Source organism: Streptomyces sp. NPDC001507, assembly GCF_042894765.1.
GTDB lineage: Bacteria > Actinomycetota > Actinomycetes > Streptomycetales > Streptomycetaceae > Streptomyces.
In genome coordinates, this window is sequence record NZ_JBIAVV010000010.1 from 100,892 (window position 1) to 117,615 (window position 16,724).

The following is a 16,724-nucleotide window of genomic DNA, read 5'->3' on the forward strand; positions in this document are numbered from 1 at the left end:
CGCTCCACCGGCACGAGCACCGATAATGGCCGCATGTCCCGCGAGTTCCCGATCGGCCTCACCCCTCCCGACTGGCTGGTAAGGAACCTCCGGCCCCAGCAGGCGGTCCCTCTCAACTGGGCCGCACTCGGCCGCGCCGCACTCGCCATGAGCCTCCCGCTCGCCGTCGGGCTCGCGGCCGGACAGCCCGCGTACGGGGCGCTGGCCTCGATGGGCGCCCTGTCCGGGGTCATCGGCGACACCGCCGACGCCTACCGGATGCGCATCCTCAACATCGCGGTCCCGCAGCTCTTCGGCGCCGTCGGCGTCACCGCCGGCTCGCTGGTCTACGGCCAGGGCTGGCTCACGGTCGCCGTGATCACCGGCATCGCGCTGATCTCCGGGATGATCTCGACGATCGGCGCGGTGTCCTCCGTATCCGGACTGCTGCTCCTGCTCAACTCCGTGATCGGCGCGGGCCTGCCGCTGCCCGGCGCCTGGTGGCTCACCCCGGTGCTGATGACCGGCGGCGGCCTGCTCGTCCTGCTCCTCGCCCTGCTGGCCTGGCCGCTGCGCTCGGGCGTACCCGAGCGCGCGGCGGTCGCCGCCGCCTACCGCACGGTCGCCGACCTGCTGTCCGTCAGCGACGGCGAGGACGGCGAGGCGTACGACCACGCCCGGCACACCGTCACCCAGTCGCTGAACCAGGCGTACGACCTGATCCTGGCCCGGCGCACCCGGTACCGCGGCCGCAGCCGCGATCTCACCCGCATGCTCGCCCAGTTGAACGCGATCACCCCGGTGGTCGAGGCCGCCCCCGCCGTCCGCCTCGCCCGCCGCGCCGGGAAGCCGCTGCCGCCCGAGGTCCCCGCGGCGGTCCTGCACATCGCCGACGCCGTCGAGACCGGCTACACCGGCCCGATAGGGCTGGCCCTGCCCGAGCCCCGCAACGAGACCGGCCGCGCCGTCGACCACGCCCTGCGGCACGTCGCCGAGGTCGCCACCGCCCCCGACGTCGACCCGCGCGGCATCGACGACCGCCTCGGCCGCCCTGCCGCCCTCGGCATCCGCACCGCACGGGCCGCCCGCAACGTCGTCCTCTCCGCCAACTCCTGGCGCTACGGCATCCGCCTCGCCCTGTGCATCGGCATCGCGCAGGCCCTGGTCTCCCTCGTGTCCGTACCGCGCTCCTACTGGGTCGCCCTCACCATCACCTTCGTCCTCAAGCCGGACTTCGGCTCGGTCTTCTCCCGGGCGCTGCTGCGCGCGCTCGGCACGGTGGTGGGCCTGGTGGTGGCCGCGACGGTCCTCACCGTCGTACCGCGCGGCTGGTGGGACGTACCGGTGATGATGGTCCTGGCGCCCCTGGTCCCGGCCCTGACCCCACGGGGCTACGGCTTCCAGACCGCCGCCGTCACCCCGGTGATCCTGCTCCTCTCCGACAACCTGAACCACCAGGGCACCGGCCTGCTCCTGCCCCGCCTCCTCGACTCCCTCATGGGCTGCGCGATCGCGCTGGTCGCCGGGTACCTGCTGTGGCCGGAGAGCTGGCGCACCCGGGTCGGCGACCGGCTGGCCGACGCCGTCGCGGACACGGCGGCCTATGTCGAGCTGGCCTTCAGGGCGGGGGCGGAACCCGCCGCCCGCGCCCGGCTGCGGCGCCGCCTCTACCGCGACCTGTCCGTGGTCCGCACCGAGTTCCAGCGCGCCCTGACCGAGCCGCCGCCCACCGGCCGCCGGGCGGCGGCCTGGTGGCCCCTGGTCGTCGCCGTGGAACGCATCGTCGACGCGACGACGGCGGCCCGGGTCCGGGTACGGCACGGGGCACCGCCCCCGGACCCGGCCGAGATCGACCAGGTGACCCGGCAACTGCGCGAGCTGGCGGAGGGCGTCCGCCGGTCGGAGACCCTGGTGGCGGTCCGCACGGACCTCACCGGCCCGCCGGACAGCGTCCTGGAGCCCCTGCGCCAGGAGGTGGCGGCGGCCAGAGCCATCGCCTCACCGCACTAGCACTTCCCTCTCACCCGCCGATGCCGCGACGTCGGCAGCGCTTGCGAACTTTACATTCCCCTTGCGGATCATTGGCGCGGGATTGACGCAAGGGAGTCGGCCGTGCACACGAACAGCCGCCGCACGAACGGGAGATGAACGGAACGCACCCGGGGGGACCGGGTGCCGGGCTGGGACTCGACCGCCGTACGCCCGACAGGAGTCATCGACCCTCCCCAAGATCGCAACCTGGGGCCGCTAACCTTACGTGTCCGTCCTGGCCAGCGATTGACGGGTATCAACTCACGCGAAGGGTTGCGCACATGGGCATTCTCACTCTCCTGCGGAACGCATTCGGCAGGTCGCGAAAGCCGCGCCCTGCCGAGGCAGAGGGTGCGGACCAGCTCCCTTCGCAGTCGAAGCAGCAAGCGGCGGCGCAGGCGCCGGAGGCACCGGCAGCGGTCCCGGAGCCCCGCCCGGCGACGACAGACGAACACGATCTGGTCTCGGCCGCCTTCGACAACGTCACGGTCCCGAAGCAGGCGACCCGCCTGATCGAACCGGAGGTGGACCTCAAGCCCGAGCCCCCGGCCGAAGCCGACCCGGTGATCAAGGTCGAGGCCGAGGTCGTGGTGGAACCCGCGGCACCGGTGGACCAGGTGGACCCGACGGAGCCGACGAAGCCGGCGACAGAGCCCGAGGCCACAGCCGAGCCGGAGCCGACAGCGAAGGCGACCGAGGAGACGACCCCGGAGCCGGAACCCACGGCGGATCCGGTGGCCGAAGCGACCCCGGCCCCGGAGCCCACGGCCGAGCCGGTGGCCGAAGCAGCCCCGGAACCGATCACCGAGGCCGCCCCCGAGCCCACGCCGGAGCCGGTGGCCGAGACCGAGCCGGAGCCCGTGGCCGAGACCGAGCCGGTCGCGGAGCCGGTCGCCGAGTCCAAGCCGGAGCCGGTCGCCGAGACCATCGCGGAACCGATCACCGAGCCGGCGCCCGAAGCCACCCCCGAACCCGCAGCCGCCGACGGCGAGCCCGCCCCACAGGGGCCACCCGCACCCGACGACGAGACCGTCACGGGTGGTGCGGGCGGGAACCCGACCGCCGAAGGCGAAGCCGAGGCCACGGCCCCCCACGACGCCGCAGCCGCCGACGGCGAACCCGCCCCACAGGGGCCACCCGCACCCGACGACGAGACCGTCACGGGTGGTGCGGGCGGGAACACGACCGCCGAAGGCGAAGCCGAGGCCACGGCCCCCCACGACGCCGCAACGTCCGCCCTCGCCAAGGCCAACCTCACCGGCACCCACGCCGCCACCTACCTCGTCCTCGACCGCTCCGCGAGCATGCGCGGCTACTACAAGGACGGCTCCGCAGCGGCCCTCGCCGACCAGACCCTCGCCCTCGCCACCCGCCTCACCCCGGACGGCGAGACCCCCTCCGTCCACGTCGTCTTCTTCTCCACCGAGGTCGACGGCACCACCGACCTCACCCCCGCCTCCCCCGAGAACGCGATCGACGAGGCACACGCCGGCTTCGGCCGCATGGGCCGCACCAGCTACCACGCAGCCGTCGAAGCCGTACTCGCGCACTACGACAAGCACCACGGCAAGGACAGCGGCAAGGACAGCACCCCCGCCCTCGTCGTCTTCCAGACCGACGGCGCCCCGGACGCGAAGACCCCCGCCACCCAGGCCCTCACGGACGCCGCGAAGTCCCACCCCTCGGTCTTCTTCTCCTTCGTCGCGTTCGGCGAGCACGAGAACAAGGCCTTCGACTACCTCCGCAAACTGAAGACCGACAACGCGGCCTTCTTCCACGCGGGCCCGACCCCCCTGGAGCTCACGGACGCGGAGCTCTACGACGGCATCCTGATCGACTGGCGCCCGTAGCACCGCTCGAAGCACCGCCCGTAAGACCCACCCCCTGTGCCGCCCGCTTCTCACCCAATAAAACGGGAAGCGGGCGGCATACACATGTCGGCTACGATTTCAAGGTTCGCAATAACAGCAACAGACCGACCTGGGAGCAGCCCCCGATGGCTCGACACCTCATCACCAGCGCCCTTCCGTACATCAACGGGATCAAGCACCTGGGCAACATGGTGGGGTCCATGCTCCCGGCGGACGTGTACTCCCGGTACCTCCGCCAGCGCGGCCACGACGTCCTGTACATCTGCGCCACGGACGAGCACGGCACCCCCGCCGAGCTCGCCGCGAAGGAGCAGGGCCTCCCGGTGGACGAGTTCTGCGCCCAGGCGCACGACGCGCAGAAGGCGGTCTACGACGGCTTCGCACTCGCGTTCGACTACTTCGGCCGGAGCTCCTCCCCCGAGAACCGCGACATCACCCAGCACTTCGCCCGCCGCCTGAACGAGAACGGCTTCATCGAGGAGCGGTCGATCCGCCAGGTGTACTCCCCGGTCGACGGCCGTTTCCTCCCGGACCGCTACGTCGAGGGCACCTGCCCGCACTGCGGCTACGACAAGGCCCGTGGCGACCAGTGCGAGAACTGCACCCGCGTCCTGGACCCGACCGACCTGATCAACCCGCGCTCGGCGATCTCCGGCTCCACCGACCTGGAGATCCGCGAGACCAAGCACCTCTTCCTGCTCCAGTCCAAGCTGGAGAACGAGGTCCGCGAGTGGGTCTCGAAGCACGACAAGGACTGGCCGCAGCTGGCCTCCTCGATCGCCCACAAGTGGCTGACCGAGGGCCTGCACGACCGCGCGATCACCCGCGACCTGGACTGGGGTGTGCCCGTCCCGGCCGACACCTGGCCGGAGCTGGCGGCCGAGGGCAAGGTCTTCTACGTCTGGTTCGACGCCCCGATCGAGTACATCGGCGCGACGAAGGAGTGGGCCGACCAGGACCCGGCGAACCGCGACTGGAAGTCCTGGTGGTACGACGTCGACACCGACGTCCGTTACACGGAGTTCATGGCGAAGGACAACGTCCCCTTCCACACGGTGATGTTCCCGGCCACCGAGCTCGGCGTGCGCGAACCGTGGAAGAAGGTCGACTTCGTCAAGGCCTTCAACTGGCTGACGTACTACGGCGGCAAGTTCTCCACCTCGCAGAAGCGCGGCGTCTTCACCGACCAGGCCCTGGACATCCTCCCCGCCGACTACTGGCGCTACTTCCTCATCGCCAACGCCCCGGAGTCGGACGACTCGTCCTTCACGTGGGAGCACTTCACGGCGACGGTGAACAAGGACCTGGCCGACACCCTCGGCAACTTCGTCAACCGCGTCCTGTCGTTCTCGAGGAAGCGCTTCGGCGACGACGTCCCGGCCGGCGGCACCCCCGGCGAGGCGGAGGCGAAGCTCGGCGACGAGATCGCCGCGCTCCTCGCCGAGTACGAGTCCCACATGGAGTCCCTCCAGTTCCGCAAGGCCGCCGCGGCCCTGCGCGCCCTGTGGTCGGCCGGCAACTCCTACCTGGAGGAGAAGGCCCCCTGGCTGGAGATCAAGACGGACAAGGACGGCGCGGCCCTGACCCTGCGCACGGCGATGAACCTGATCCACCTCTACGCGGTGGTCTCGGAGCCCTTCATCCCGGCGACGGCGAAGACGATGCGCGAGGCGTTCGCCCTCGCCGACGACACCGCCACCTGGGTCACCGCCGACGAGGCGAAGGCACTGACCGCCGTCCCGGCCGGCACCCCCTTCACCGTTCCCCCGGTCCTGTTCGCGAAGCTCACGGACGAGGACCTGGAGACGTACAAGACCCGCTTCGGCGGCGAGCCCACCGCATAACCCCACGCCCCACCCCACCCCCGAAGGGCCGGCCGGAGCACCCTCTCCCGCCGGTCCTTCGCCGTACCCCAGCACCAGCGCCCCGGCCACCGGGCCGCGTAGACCAGCGTTCCGCGAGCAGGTTCTCGGCGCTCAGCGCCAGGCCTGCCGTGACGCGGGCGTCCGGTTGCCTTCGTAGGTCATCACGCCGACGCTCTGGTCCTGCACCACGAGTGTCGGGGAAACTGGAGCAGGGCATGAGTTGCCCATGCTGTCGAGTCGGACAAGTGGGGGGCGATGGCGGTACCGGGGGAGACCAGGCCGGAGGCGGCTCCGGTCAGGAATGAGTTTGCGCTGGAGCGCTACCGGTACATCCTCCAGCAGATCCACACGGTAAACGAGAACGCGTACCGGTTTCTCGCCCTCTACCAGACGCTCGCCACCGCACTCGTCAGTGCGGCCCTGGCGCTCTTCGTCGGCTACCGGAAGTGGGACCTGGCACCGTCGACCGCTCGCGGCGGAGTGATCGGGATACTCGCCCTCGTCACAGTCGTCGCCGCCTTCACCAGCACGCTCATCGTGGTGGGAGCCCTGAACTGGCTCGACTACCGCAACGAGGAGTGCGACATCACCGACGAGGTCGTCGGCCCCGGGTTCCGGACACGTCCCCGGCCGGGCAACTTCCTACGCTGGTACGAGACCTACCTGCTGCTCTTCATCCTCGTCTCGGTAATCGCCATGTGGCTGATCGCCGCGTTCTTCCTTCTGCCGGCAATGAGGTGATCGTCCCCGGTGCCCGAGCACGACTACACCAGCACGTCCTTGTGGCGGAGCACCCTTGCCGCCCGCCCGGGTGACGATCCCCACTCCGAACAGCGGGAACGACTGCGTACGTCGTATCTCGAACTGCGCAGGAAGGGGCGCGTCCTCCTGCAGGAGAACGCGCGCAGCATGCCCGATTTCACGGTGCACGACATCACGCACGTGGACGCGCTGTGGGAGACGGCCGATCTCGTGTGCGGGGAGGAGGTGATGCTGAACCCCGCCGAGGCCTACGTGCTGGGCTGCTCCTTCGTACTCCACGACGCCGCGATGGGGGAGGCCGCATACGGGACGAGCGTGCCCGAGGCCCTGGGAGAGGAACGGTGGCGCGATCTCCTGTCCGTGGCCTACTACCGCCGGAAGGGATACTGGCCCGACCAGGACCAACTCGATTCTCCGCCCGCCGAGATCGCCGACGCCTGCCGGGCCGCCGCGATCCGCGAATCACATGCCGAGCAGGCGCGCCGGCTGGTAGACCAGTCCTGGCGGTCCAGCACCGGCAACGAGATCCACCTCATCGAGGACGTCCTGCTGCGTGAGGCGTACGGCCCGCTGATCGGCAACCTGGCCGCCAGCCACTGGTGGCCGGTGGACCGGCTCGCCGACGAGTTCCGGCGTGAGTGGGGCTCATGGCCGTGGCAGCCGCGCGACTGGACCATCGACCGGCTCAAACTGGCCTGCATCCTGCGACTCGCCGACGTCACCCAGATCGACAGCCGCCGGGCCCCGACCCTGCTGTTCGCGCTGCGCGATCCACAGGGCGACTCCCGCGAGCACTGGCGCTTCCAGGAGCACGTCAGCCGCCCCGACCGCAACGGCGACCGGGTCACCTACACCTCGCACCGGCCGTTCCTCCCCACGGACGCGCCCTCGTGGTGGCTGGCCCTGGACTACCTGCGCGACATCGACCTGGAACTGAAGGCGGTCGACGCCCTCCTGCACGACCTGGGGCGGGACCGGCTAGCGGTGCGGGCGGTCGCTGGAGTCGACTCGCCCGAGCGCTTCGCCGAGCACTTCCGCGTACAGGACTGGCGTCCCATCGACGCGACCATCAAGGTCTCCGACGTCCCCGGGCTGGTCCGCAGCCTTGGCGGCGAGCAGTTGTACGGCGACGAGCCCGAGGTCGCACTTCGGGAACTGATCCAGAACGCCCAGGACGCCGTGCTCGCCCGCCGGGCGCTGCAACCCGGCTTCCCGGACGGACACATCGAGATCCGGCTGAGCGAGTCCGACGGCTCCTGGTGCCTGGAGGTCCGTGACAACGGCGTCGGCATGGACGAGGAGACCCTCATCCACGGCCTGCTCGACTTCGGCACCAGCGGCTGGAGCTCTGCCACCGTCCGCAACCAGTTGCCCGGGCTAGCCGGTGGCGGCTTCACACCGAGCGGCCGGTTCGGCATCGGCTTTTTCTCCGTCTTCCTCCTCGGCGATCACGTCGAAGTCATCACCCGCCGCTACGACGCCGCCAGCCGGGACGCCCGCCGCCTCACCCTCGACGGCCCCTCCCATCGCCCCCTGCTCACCCCTCTGTCCGCACAGGGCTGGATACCCGAGGGCACGACGGTACGCATCACCCTGCGCAGGTCTCCCAACGACGTCAAAGGCCTCTTCCAGCGGACCGTGGACGAACGGCTCTCGGAACTCGCCCAGCGGCTGGTCCTCGAGAACGCCGTGCCCATCCACACTTGGGAACCCGGCGCCGCAGCGCCCGAGACCCTCAGCCCGTTCTCGCTCACGACAGGAACGGCGGAGGAGGTGTTCGACCGCCTGTACCCGCCGCAGATTCACGGCCGTCGCGTCGCGGAGGAGAAGCAACGCCTTCACCTCCGCGAAGACTTCGTCGGACAGGCCACCGAACTGGTGGACCACCATGGACGGCGCATCGGCCTGGCCACGCTCGGGAACGATCTGTACTACGCCGGACGCGGAAACTACAGAGGAATCGTCACGGTCAACGGGCTTCTTTCTGACGAGTCGATCTGCTTCGCCGGATACCTGGCCGGTCAGCCCAGCCGTGCCTCACGGGACCAGGCCGCCTTGGTGGCCACTCAGGACGAGGTGCGCGACTGGATGCACAGCCAGGAGCAACGCCTCCGCGGCACCGGACGTTTCGGGGACCCGGTCCAGCTGGAACAGGCCTACACCCTGTATGGCGCTTTCAACGGAATCGCCGGCGATATCGCCTTTGCCTTCACTGCACAGGGTTTGCTCCGCCCGGCCGACGCAGCCGACTGGGTCGCCCAGCGAAACGAGGTCTTCATGGCCTTCGGCCTCCCGGTGGCCATGCAAACCCGGCCTCCCAGGGTCTTTGACTACGCGTCCGGACAGAACGTCCAACTACCCGACAACTGGGTCATCATCTTCCACAGAGTCGCAGACGCACCTCTGTCGGAGGTCTTCCCAGTGGTGATGAACCGCGACGCCGACTACGAGTTCGCCCGCCACCACACCACGCCCACGTGGCAGAAGACGTGGTGGCGGATGTCGGGCGACCTCGACGGACTCTTCCTTCGCATCCTGTGCGAGGCATGGTCGTGCACTCCCGAGGCCGTGCTCGCGCCGGTCGGACGGCGCCACTGGTCCGACAGTCGCCACCTTGATGACGAGAGCCTCGGTGCGGTGCAGGGCTATCTGCTCCAGCGGCCCGCGCGTACGACGCTCACCTGATCCGCCACGCCGTACGTCAGGACAGCACCCCCGCCCCCGCCGTCCTCGCCAGCTCCGTCGCAAGGTTGTCGGCGCTGCTCTCCAGCCCCGCCGTCAAGGTCGGCGTCCAGTTCACCGTCGGCTTGAGCATGCCGCCGGTGATGCCGGCCTTGGTGCCCAGGACGCCGACGATCGGGGTGTTGGCGGGGACCTTGAAGACGGTGTTCGCGGCCTGCTTCTTCTGTGCGGCGGCGCGGGCCGACTCCTGGGTGCCGGAGGGCAGCTTGGCACGGCCGTACGCCGACGGGTCGAACGCCTTCAGATAAGCGGTCAGCGAGTACCCCGTGCCGGCCGCGTAGTCGGCGCAGGTCAGCTTCTTCCCGCCGTCGTCGGAGTTGGCGTCGATGGTGCCCCTGACCTTGATGATGCGCGGGGCGGTGTCGCTCACGCGTTCGGCACGAGCGCACCCGCACCGACGCCCGCGGTCACCACGGCGGCGGAGACGACGAGAACGCGGCGCTTACGGAGGGACCGACGGTGAGAGGCAGAGGCCACGGGGGAGTCCTTACGTACTTCCGAAGTGCCTGGGTGGGGCCCGTCGGGGCGGGCTTCACTCCTCTGTGGTTGTGGAGATCAGGAAGGTTGCCGTGAATTTTTCCGCGGTGTGGTGCCCATCCCGGAAGAGAGCGGCGAAAGTTGACCGGGGCAGCCGTTCTCCGACGCCCCGACAACCGCATGTCCACCACACATCCGTATGGTTTCGCCATGGCAATCCCAGATCTCATCCCGATCGCCTACGAGCCCCATGGCCGTACCGAGGCCATCGGTCACTACACCGGCGGGCAGTTCCTGGCGTCGGTCACCTACGCGTTCCCCGAGGGGTTCCGGCTGGACGAGGGCTGGGAGGAGCGGAAACGGCTCTACTCGGTGCTGCATCTCTTCGACGCGGAGGGCAACTACCGCGACTCGCAGATCTGGTGTGCGGGCAGCTGGGCCGAGCAGCAGCTCGATCCGGACGGCGCCGACTCCGTGCTGGCACGGGCCCGTGCCCACCTGGCGGGCATGCTGCGCAGCCTGCCGAGGCGGACGTACACGGACATCGCGATACGCCCGTTCCAGCTCAGGGTGGACGGCGTGTTCTTCGGCCTGGTGGCGAAGGACGACGAGGACGGCGGGTGGGCCGAGCTCTACCCGGACCACCTGGGCTTCGGCGAGCCCTGGAACGGCCGGTACGACACCTGACACGGTGCGGGCAGGTCCTGCTGCCGGCCGCCCCTGGGACCGCCCCGCTCCGATCAGCCGTTGTTCGTCTCGTCCGGTTCGACGCCCAGGGTCAGGTGGGCGCGGACGCCGCGGGCGATGTGGTGGCGGTCGTACCCGAGGTAGAGCAGGCCGCCCGCGTGGCCGTTGTCCGGGTAGATGGTGTCCTCGTCGAGGGTGGTGCGGGTGGTGGTGTTGCTCGCGTACGGCTCCACGGCGGCCGACAGCAGGACCGACTTCTCGTCGAAGAAGAGCTGGCCGGTGTGGCAGGTGTGGCCGCCCTCGTAGCCGGCGTCCGTCCACTCGCCGTCCACGTGCACCTTGACGTGGATGTGGACGCACCGGCCCTGGTACCAGCCGGGGAAGACGGTCCTGAAGGCGACCTGCCCGTGCCGGTCCGTGTGCCAGGTGCCGCGGAGGTAGCGGGTGTCGTCGGTCGGCTCCTGGTGGCCGCCGCCACCGCCGGGCGGCGGGCCGGTGGGGGTGCCGGTCGGTGCGCCGGTGGGTGCGCCGGTCGGCGGGGTTCCGCCGCCACCGCCGCCGCTGCCCACGGCCTGGTACCCGGAGTAGACGCCGGACGCGTTGCAGTGCCAGATGTCCACGGCCGCGTTCCTGAGCGGCCTGCAGGTCTCCGCGTCGATGACCTTGAGGGTGAGGTGCAGGGGGATGCCCTCCTGGTCCTCGGTGACGTCCTGGCGGAGCTTGTCGGCGTCGATGTAGTAAGGGCCCTCGACAAGCTCGGAGGTCAGCCTGTAGCAGGCGCCTTCCGAGGCTGAGGGCGAGGCCTCGGTTCCGGCCCCGGTCGCCGCGGCGGTGGTGCCGTCGGTCGCCGCGAAGGCGCTGCCGACGCCCACCGCGGTGACGGCCACGCTGCCCGCCGCCAGGACGGTACGGCGGGCCAACTTCCTTCTCTCTTCCGGAGATTGAGCATCTGTGGGGGTGTGGGTGTCTGTCATGGTCAGGGACCGTAGACAAGACCGGCCCGGTGCGAACATCGGAGAGAGCTGTGAATGCGCGCCGCGCAGGCGAAAGGCTCGAAACCGACGCCGGTTTCGAGCCTTTCCCTCAGCTGTTCGCTTCAGTCGTGCTGGTTCTGCGTGCCTGCCTACTTCGGCTGCGGCTTCCGGATGGAGAGGTGCAGCTCGCGCAGGCGGCTCTCCTCCAGCTCGGTCGGGGCGCCCATCATCAGGTCCTGGGCGTTGCCGTTGAGCGGGAAGGCGATGGTCTCGCGGATGTTGGGCTCGTCGGCGAGGAGCATCACGATGCGGTCGACGCCCGGGGCGATGCCGCCGTGCGGGGGGGCGCCGAAGCGGAACGCGCGGAGCATGCCGGCGAACTCGCGCTCCACGGTCTCCTCGTCGTAGCCCGCGATGCCGAAGGCCTTGAGCATGATGTCGGGCTCGTGGTTCCGGATGGCGCCGGAGGACAGCTCGACGCCGTTGCAGACGATGTCGTACTGCCAGGCGAGGATGTCCAACGGGTCCTGGGTCTCCAGCGCCTCCATGCCGCCCTGGGGCATGGAGAACGGGTTGTGCGAGAAGTCGATCTTCCCGGTCTCCTCGTCCTTCTCGAACATCGGGAAGTCCACGATCCAGCAGAACCGGAAGACGTTCTCCTCGAAGTGCCCGGAGCGCTTGGCCGCCTCGACCCGGACCGCGCCCATGATCTTGGAGACCTCGTCGAACTCGCCCGCGCCGAAGAAGACGGCGTGCCCGGCGGCCAGCTGGAGCCGCTTGGTGAGCTCGGCGACGTTGTCCTCGGTGAGGAACTTGGCGATCGGGCCGGTCAGCGAGCCGTCCTCGCCGACGCGGACCCAGGCCAGGCCCTTGGCGCCCTGCGAGACCGCGTAGTCGCCGAGCTGGTCGAAGAACTTGCGGGGCTGGTCCTGGACCGCCGGGACCGGCAGCGCGCGCACGTGCTTGCCGGCGAAGGCCTTGAACTCCGAGCCCTCGAAGATGTCGGTGATGTCGACGAGCTCCAGCTGGGCCCGGAGGTCCGGCTTGTCGGAGCCGTACTTCAGCATCGACTCGCGGAACGGGATCCGCGGGAAGGGCGAGGTGACGTGGCGGCCGTGGCCGAACTCCTCGAACAGCTCGGTCATGAGCTGCTCGATGGGCCGGAAGACGTCCTCCTGCTCGACGAAGCTCATCTCGACGTCGAGCTGGTAGAACTCGCCCGGCGAGCGGTCGGCGCGGGCGTCCTCGTCGCGGAAGCAGGGCGCGATCTGGAAGTAGCGGTCGAAGCCGGAGATCATCAGCAGCTGCTTGAACTGCTGCGGGGCCTGCGGCAGGGCGTAGAACTTGCCCGGGTGCAGGCGGGAGGGGACCACGAAGTCACGGGCGCCCTCGGGGGAGGTCGCGGTGAGGATCGGGGTGGCCATCTCGTTGAAACCGAGGGCGACCATCTTGTGGCGGATCGCGGAGATCACGGCCGTACGCAGCATGATGTTGCGGTGCATGCGCTCGCGGCGCAGGTCCAGGAAGCGGTACTCCAGGCGCCGCTCCTCGTTGACCCCGTCCTCGGTGTTGATCGTGAACGGCAGTGGGGCGGCCGCGCCGAGCAGCTCGACCTCGCCGACCTCGACCTCGACCTCGCCGGTGGGCAGGTCGGCGTTGATGTTCTCGGTTCCACGTGAAACAACGCGGCCGTCGACGCGGACCGTGGACTCCTTGGAGAGCTTGTCCAAGGCCTCGTACGCGGCGGTGCCGGGGCGGGCGACGAGCTGCGTGATGCCGTAGTGGTCGCGCAGATCGATGAAGAGGATGCCGCCCAGGTCGCGCCGATTGTGCAGCCAGCCACTCAGCCGGACGTCGGTGCCGACGTCAGAGGCGCGGAGCTGGCCGCAGGTGTGGGACCTGTACCGATGCATCGTCGGGTGTTCCTCTTCTTCGTCTTCGTGGTCGCCGAGGTGCTCTCCTCGACCGGGACGGGCACGGGGCCCGGACCCATCAAGGGTACCGGGCACCCAAAGATCGGCTCCCCACCATTAATGCGGCCCTGAAACAGTGGCACTCCGCGATCTCATCTTCTTAAAGTGGGGCAATGCGAACTGGCGAGCCCCTGCCCGCCGTGGAGGACGTCCTCGCCGCCCTCGCGACCGGGCTGTGGCACTGGGACACCGCCACCGGGCTGGTCACCGCGGACGCGGAGGCGGCCCGGCTGATCGGGCTGCCCGCGGAACCGTCCGTCCTGTCGGAGGCCCTGGTCCGGTCCCGTTTCCACCCCGTGGACTGGAACGAGAACACCAGCATCACCCGGCTGGCCGCGGTTGAGGGCACCCTCGGGGAGGTCCGGCTGCGGGTCATGGACGAGCAGGGCCGGCTGATCCGGACCGTACGCAGCCGTTTTCGACCGGTGTACGACTCCGAGGAGCGCGTGTACCGGGTGACCGGCACCATCCAGGAGGTCTCCGAACCGTCCCCCGGCACCGCCGTGCAGCATCCGGTCACCGGCGACTGGCGGCGCTCCCGGGAGGCGTTCCTGCTGGACGCGGGCCGGGCGCTGGCCGAGGCGCGGTCCACGGAGGAGGTGCTGCGGGTCGCCGCGGGCCTGTCGATGCCCGGGTTCTCCCCGGACGGGCTGGTCGTCTTCGGGGTCAAGGGCGACCGGCTGATGATGATCGGCCACCACGGCCAGCAGATCGACGAGGACAGCCCCTTCAGCAGCATGCCGCTGGACACGGACTACCCGGCGGCCGAGGTGGTGCGGACCGGCCGGGCCGTCTACCTCTCCTCCGCCGAGCAGTACAGGTCCCGCTACCCGGTGACCTGGCCGCTGGCCGAGCGCTTCGGCCGGCAGTCCTGGGCCTTCCTGCCGCTGACGGTGGCCGGGCGGACCATGGGCGCCTGGATGGCGGGCTTCACCTACCAGGTGTCCTTCACCCCCGACGAGCGGTCCGTGCTCACCACGGTGGCCCGGATGCTGGCACAGGCGCTGTCCCGGGCCGGTATCGCCGACTCGGAGCGGGAGCTGACGGACGGCCTGCAGCGTTCCATGCTGCCGACGCTGGGCCCCGACATACCCGGCATGGACACGGCCGCCCGCTACATACCGACCGGCGGCGGGCTCCAGGTGGGCGGCGACTGGTACGACATGATCCCGCTGCCGTCCGGCCGGCATGCCCTGGTCATCGGCGACGTCCAGGGCCATGACGTACGGGCCGCGGGCCTGATGGGCCAGCTGCGGATCGCACTGCGCGCCTACGCCTCCGAGGGCCACCGCCCGGACGCGGTGCTCTCCCGGGCCTCCCGTTTCCTGCACGGGATCACCGACGCCGAGGACGACACCGACCTGCGCTTCGCGACCTGCCTGTACGTCGAGGCGGATCCGGCGACCGGGGTGCTGGAGATCGCCCGTGCGGGCCATCTCGACCCGGCGATCCGGATGGCCGACGGCACGGTGCTGCGGCGGCCGACGGCGGGCGGGCTGCCGCTCGGCATCGACCCGGACGCCGACTATCCGACGACGCGGTTCGCCCTCGAACCCGGCGAGACCATGATGATCTGCACCGACGGGCTGATCGAGACCGGCGGCCACGACATGGAGAGCGGCTGGCAGCGGATCCGGGCGATCATGGAGGACCACGGCGACGGCGACCTGGAGAAACTGGCCGACAGCCTGGTCCAGGCCGTGCACGGACCCTCCTCGCACCACACCACCGGGCCGCTGGCCGACCGCCGCGAGGACGACATAGCGGTGCTGCTGCTGTCCCGGCCGGGCGGCGGCCGCGGAGACGAGCCGCTGACCGTACGGCCGCGGGTCCGCCGCACCCTGATGTCGGTGGCCCAGGACGAGCCCGAGCGGGTCGCCGAGGCCCGCCAGCACGTGCGCGAGCTGCTGCACGACTGGGACTCGCCCGACCAGGTCGACTCGGCGGTGCTGCTGGTCTCCGAGATGCTCACGAACGTCCTCGTCCACACCGACGCGGACGCGCTGCTGCTCGCCGAGGTCGCCGGCCAGGCCCCCGAACGGCGGCTGCGGGTCGAGGTCACGGACGCCGGTGACGACCTCCCGCACAAGCGCCGGCCCGGCGAACTGGCCTCCTCCGGCCGCGGCCTGGTCCTGATCGAGATCCTGGCGGACGCCTGGGGCGTCGACCCGCGTGGGCAGGGCAAGAGCACCTGGTTCGAGCTGTACGAGGGCGGCACGTCGTAGCGGGGGCGTGCCCTGGCCGGCCGCGGCCTAGCCGGCGGCGTAGCGGGCGCGTAGTTCGTGGACGACCCCGAAGGCGGCCGCGGTGAGCGGTACGGCCAGCAGCATGCCCAGGATCCCGGCGACGGAGGCCCCGGCCGTGATCGTCAGCATCACCACCGCCGGATGCATCTGCACGGTCCGGCTCTGGATCATGGGCTGCAGCACGTGCCCCTCCAGCACCTGCACAGCGAGTACGACGCCCAGCGCCCACAGCGCGATGACGAAGCCGCGGTCGGCGAGGGCGACCAGGACGGCGACCGCGCCGGAGATGAAGGCGCCGAGGTAGGGAATGTAGGCGCCGACGAGGACGAGGGCGCCGAGCCCGACGGCTCCCGGTACGCGCAGGACCAGCAGGCCGACGGTGATGCAGACGGCGTCGATGAAGGCGATGACGGTGGTGCCGCGCATGAACCCCTCGATGCCCTCGAAGGCCCTGCGGGCCATGGCCTCGACCATGTCGGCGCTGGCGCCGGGTGCGAAGGCCCTGATCGTGCCGACGACCCGGTCCGAGTCGCGCAGGAAGAAGAAGACGAGGAGCAGCGCGAGGACGGCCATGGCGATGCCCTCGCCGACCACGCTGACACCGCTGATGACGTTGGAGGCGGCGGTGCCGCCGAACTTGGCGAGCAGGTTTCTGGCGCTGCCGGCCAGGTCGCCGACCGAGGTCCCGGCGGCGCCGAAGTGCTGGGCGAGGGACTTCGCGGCCTGCTTGAGGGAGGCGACGATCTGGTCGCCGGTGTCGACGAGGGCGGCGACCACGATGTAGACGGCACCGCCGGCGACGGCGACGACCGCGACGCAGGTGAGTCCGGCCGCGAGGGAGCGCTGCACGCCGATCTGTACGAGCCGCCGGTACAGCGGGCCGAGCAGGGCGGTGCCGAGCAGGGCGAGCAGGACCGGGGTCACCGCGGTGCGGAACTCGGAGCAGAGCCGGATGCCGACGTAGCCGACTCCGGCGGCCAGCAGCAGCACGGCACACCACGCGGCGAAACGGCGCACGGGCTCGGGCAACAGCTGCACGAGTCCTAGCGGACCATGCGAGGCCGGTGCATGCCCCGCCGTACACCCCCTGCCGGGTGAACGCACCTCCGCCCGCCGT

Annotated in this window: 10 protein-coding genes and 1 pseudogene; 7 read left to right on the forward strand and 4 right to left on the reverse strand. The window is 70.4% G+C overall.

What is annotated here, in order from left to right:
* The first annotated feature begins 33 nt into the window (after positions 1–33).
* From ACFY0K_RS30300 to ACFY0K_RS30320, 5 genes are all read left to right on the forward strand, one after another.
* Positions 34–1,989 (forward strand): FUSC family protein, encoded by a 1,956-nt coding sequence (locus tag ACFY0K_RS30300; protein ID WP_390642492.1) that lies wholly within the window; start codon positions 34–36, stop codon positions 1,987–1,989.
* A gap of 302 nt (positions 1,990–2,291) precedes the next feature.
* Positions 2,292–3,860, forward strand: coding sequence for a VWA domain-containing protein (locus tag ACFY0K_RS30305; RefSeq protein ID WP_390642493.1), 1,569 nt, complete (start codon positions 2,292–2,294; stop codon positions 3,858–3,860).
* Positions 3,861–4,006: 146 nt separating this feature from the next.
* Positions 4,007–5,725: a methionine--tRNA ligase gene (metG, locus tag ACFY0K_RS30310; protein WP_390642494.1), complete on the forward strand. Its 1,719-nt coding sequence runs from the start codon at positions 4,007–4,009 to the stop codon at positions 5,723–5,725.
* A gap of 276 nt (positions 5,726–6,001) precedes the next feature.
* The gene (locus tag ACFY0K_RS30315; RefSeq protein WP_390642495.1) at positions 6,002–6,487 is read left to right on the forward strand and encodes a hypothetical protein; all 486 of its coding nucleotides are present in this window, start codon (positions 6,002–6,004) and stop codon (positions 6,485–6,487) included.
* 9 nt (positions 6,488–6,496) lie between these two features.
* The gene (locus tag ACFY0K_RS30320) at positions 6,497–9,193 is read left to right on the forward strand and encodes an ATP-binding protein (protein ID WP_390642496.1); all 2,697 of its coding nucleotides are present in this window, start codon (positions 6,497–6,499) and stop codon (positions 9,191–9,193) included.
* A gap of 121 nt (positions 9,194–9,314) precedes the next feature.
* Here ACFY0K_RS30320 and ACFY0K_RS30325 read toward each other — a convergent pair.
* A pseudogene (locus tag ACFY0K_RS30325) lies at positions 9,315–9,727 on the reverse strand (pectate lyase); the annotation flags it as partial.
* Positions 9,728–9,937: 210 nt separating this feature from the next.
* Here ACFY0K_RS30325 and ACFY0K_RS30330 point away from each other — a divergent pair.
* Positions 9,938–10,414: a hypothetical protein gene (locus ACFY0K_RS30330; RefSeq protein ID WP_390642497.1), complete on the forward strand. Its 477-nt coding sequence runs from the start codon at positions 9,938–9,940 to the stop codon at positions 10,412–10,414.
* A 53-nt stretch (positions 10,415–10,467) separates the two neighbouring features.
* Here the strand turns inward: ACFY0K_RS30330 and ACFY0K_RS30335 are convergent, their stop codons facing one another.
* Together ACFY0K_RS30335 and aspS are read right to left on the reverse strand one after the other, a co-directional pair.
* Positions 10,468–11,388, reverse strand: coding sequence for an intradiol ring-cleavage dioxygenase (locus tag ACFY0K_RS30335; RefSeq protein ID WP_390642498.1), 921 nt, complete (start codon positions 11,386–11,388; stop codon positions 10,468–10,470).
* Between the two features lie 149 nt (positions 11,389–11,537).
* Positions 11,538–13,301 (reverse strand): aspartate--tRNA ligase, encoded by a 1,764-nt coding sequence (aspS, locus tag ACFY0K_RS30340; RefSeq protein WP_351956717.1) that lies wholly within the window; start codon positions 13,299–13,301, stop codon positions 11,538–11,540.
* 173 nt (positions 13,302–13,474) lie between these two features.
* On the opposite strand from aspS, the gene ACFY0K_RS30345 reads away from it, so the two are divergent.
* Positions 13,475–15,586: a SpoIIE family protein phosphatase gene (locus ACFY0K_RS30345; RefSeq protein WP_390642499.1), complete on the forward strand. Its 2,112-nt coding sequence runs from the start codon at positions 13,475–13,477 to the stop codon at positions 15,584–15,586.
* Between the two features lie 27 nt (positions 15,587–15,613).
* Here the strand turns inward: ACFY0K_RS30345 and ACFY0K_RS30350 are convergent, their stop codons facing one another.
* Positions 15,614–16,645, reverse strand: a complete 1,032-nt coding sequence (locus ACFY0K_RS30350; RefSeq protein WP_390642500.1) for an AI-2E family transporter — start codon at positions 16,643–16,645, stop codon at positions 15,614–15,616.
* Positions 16,646–16,724 lie beyond the last annotated feature (79 nt).

Coding starts and splice junctions, on each gene's coding strand:
- ACFY0K_RS30305 (WP_390642493.1), top strand. CDS start 2,292: ATGGGCATTCTCACTCTCCTGCGGAACGCATTCGGCAGGTCGCGAAAG.
- ACFY0K_RS30315 (WP_390642495.1), top strand. CDS start 6,002: ATGGCGGTACCGGGGGAGACCAGGCCGGAGGCGGCTCCGGTCAGGAAT.
- metG (WP_390642494.1), top strand. CDS start 4,007: ATGGCTCGACACCTCATCACCAGCGCCCTTCCGTACATCAACGGGATC.
- ACFY0K_RS30330 (WP_390642497.1), top strand. CDS start 9,938: ATGGCAATCCCAGATCTCATCCCGATCGCCTACGAGCCCCATGGCCGT.
- aspS (WP_351956717.1), bottom strand. CDS start 13,301: ATGCATCGGTACAGGTCCCACACCTGCGGCCAGCTCCGCGCCTCTGAC.
- ACFY0K_RS30300 (WP_390642492.1), top strand. CDS start 34: ATGTCCCGCGAGTTCCCGATCGGCCTCACCCCTCCCGACTGGCTGGTA.
- ACFY0K_RS30345 (WP_390642499.1), top strand. CDS start 13,475: ATGCGAACTGGCGAGCCCCTGCCCGCCGTGGAGGACGTCCTCGCCGCC.
- ACFY0K_RS30335 (WP_390642498.1), bottom strand. CDS start 11,388: ATGACAGACACCCACACCCCCACAGATGCTCAATCTCCGGAAGAGAGA.